Here is an 817-nt window from a genome sequence, read left to right on the forward strand (position 1 = left end):
TGCTCTGCCGCGCTGCGTCGACGCAGGGGGCGGGCCAGCAGGTGCATGATGATGAGCACCGCCGGGAGGGCGATCACGACCCCGAGGCCGAGGCCCGGGTGCACCCCGAAGAGGACACCGGCGGCCACCAGGAGGCCCGCGATCTCCCCCGGCGGATAGACGGAGACGTAGATCACGAGGCAGGCCCGGTACACGTCCCCGGTCGCGACGGCCAGGAGGCCGCCCGGGGCTCGGGTCGGCCCCGCGATGCCCCGCGGGTCGAGGATCCGGCCGAGGATTGCCTGGGTCAGCTCGAACTGCGAGCGCTGTACCCCGTACCAGCCGAGGCGACCCCCGAAGCGGTAGCCGAGGTTCATGATGAGGTAGAGGCCCAGCAGCGCCGCCGCCCACAGGCTCAGTTCGCCCGCCAGCGTGCCCGGGGCGGCCCCGGCCGCGGCGGGGGTGACGACCTCGTCGACCAGCCGGCCGATGACGGCGGGGAGCACCATGCTGGCGGCGTTGTACACGATCAGCAGCAGCCCGCCGGCCAGCGCCCACGGCCACACCCCGCCGATGATCGCGCCGCTCAGCCGGGCCGGGGACCAGGCGGGGTCGATGCGCAGGCGTCGCCCGGGAGCGGAAGCCGGGGCCTCGAACAGGCCCGCCCGTTCCCCCTCGCGCACGGGAGTCACTCGGACACGGGGAGCGCGTAGAGCGTGCGCCCCCAGCCAATCGTGCTCCGGTGCGGGGTGCCCAGCCCGGCGGCGGCAAACAGGGCCAGGTGTTCCTCGTGGGTGCGCGCCCCGCCCCCGGTGAGGGCGAAGTCCAGCAGGTCTGC

1 protein-coding gene is annotated in these 817 nt (G+C 74.9%); it reads right to left on the minus strand.

Features of this window, described 5'->3' with window-relative positions; all coding sequences use genetic code 11:
* A partial coding sequence (locus tag OOT08_RS00670) for a hypothetical protein (protein WP_325090667.1) occupies positions 1-662 on the minus strand: 662 nt, incomplete at its 3' end.
* Positions 663-817: the final 155 nt, after the last annotated feature.

Source organism: Leucobacter sp. M11, assembly GCF_035726885.1.
In the GTDB taxonomy this organism is placed as follows: Bacteria; Actinomycetota; Actinomycetes; order Actinomycetales; family Microbacteriaceae; genus JAPFRB01.